The sequence below is a fragment of the Polaromonas sp. P3_C2 genome, from assembly GCF_056402675.1.
This window is the reverse complement of sequence record NZ_JBFUGX010000938.1, coordinates 1-1,280: the sequence shown is the minus strand read 5'-3', so window position 1 is coordinate 1,280 and position 1,280 is coordinate 1. Positions and strand designations below refer to the sequence as shown.

2 protein-coding genes are annotated in these 1,280 nt (G+C 57.7%); both read left to right on the top strand.

The genetic code is table 11. The features are described 5' to 3' along the window. Positions 1-333 (top strand): Rossmann-fold NAD(P)-binding domain-containing protein (locus AC1DWI_RS23580; protein ID WP_477725966.1); only part of this gene is annotated, 333 nt, incomplete at its 5' end. Between the two features lie 9 nt (positions 334-342). Beyond that, on the top strand, positions 343-1,280 hold a 938-nt coding region (locus tag AC1DWI_RS23575), incomplete at its 3' end, for a polysaccharide biosynthesis protein (protein WP_477725965.1).

Here is a 1,280-nt window from a genome sequence, read left to right as displayed (position 1 = left end):
GAATGGTTCCTTGCACAACAGGGTTCCTGCAAAGGCTTCAACAAGGCCATTTTTTCGGGTCTGCCGAATGTCGTGTTCGCCGAAATCGTCCGCGACATCGTGATTCCACGGCCTGAGCTGTCCGGCCTGTACCACGTTGGCGCTGCCCCGATCGGCAAATACGACCTGCTCAAGCTGATCGCCGCAGCCTACGGCAAGGCCATTGATATTCAGATGGACAATACGTTTACGATGGACCGATCGCTCGATTCCAGCCGTTTCCGCGAGGCGACAGGCTACACCGCACCGGCCTGGCCCGAGCTTATCGACACCATGCATTCCTCCAAACTGTAAGAATCAGCCATGTTTGACAACAAAATACTGATGATCACCGGCGGCACCGGTTCGTTCGGCAACGCCGTCCTCAAACGCTTTCTCTCAACGGAAGTGCGCGAAATCCGCATTTTCAGCCGCGACGAAAAAAAGCAGGAAGAGATGCGGATCGCGCTGAACAACGACAAGCTCAAGTTTTACATCGGTGACATCCGCGACTACGACAGCATTCACCAGGCGATGAAGGGTGTTGACTATGTGTTTCACGCGGCAGCACTCAAGCAGGTCCCGTCCTGCGAGTTCTATCCGATGGAGGCGGTGCGTACCAATGTACTGGGCGCGGAGAACGTCATGAACGCAGCGATCGCCCATAACGTCAAGCGCGTCGTCGTCCTGAGCACCGACAAGGCGGTCTATCCGATCAATGCCATGGGTGTGTCCAAGGCAATGATGGAAAAACTCATGGTCGCCAAGGCACGCATGCAAAACGATGGCGAGACCGTGCTTTGCGCCACGCGTTATGGCAACGTGATGGCGTCGCGCGGCTCGGTGATCCCGTTGTTCGTCTCGCAGCTCAAGAGCGGCGCGCCGCTGACCGTGACCGACGCCAGCATGACCCGCTTCCTGATGTCACTCGACGATTCGGTCGACCTGGTGCTGCACGCGTTCGAGCACGGCCAGCAGGGCGACATCTTTGTGCAGAAGGCGCCGGCCTCGACTGTCGCCGACCTCGCGCAAGCGCTCAAGGACATCTTTGGCGGCAACGACCAACCCACCAAGATCATTGGCACGCGCCATGGCGAAAAGCTCTACGAAACGCTGGTGTCGCGCGAGGAAATGGCCCGGATCGACGACATGGGCGCGTACTACCGCATTCCCGCAGACAACCGCGATCTCAATTACGCCAAGTATTTCAGCGATGGCGAAGAGCGGATTTCGCAACTGGACGACTACACATCGCACAACAC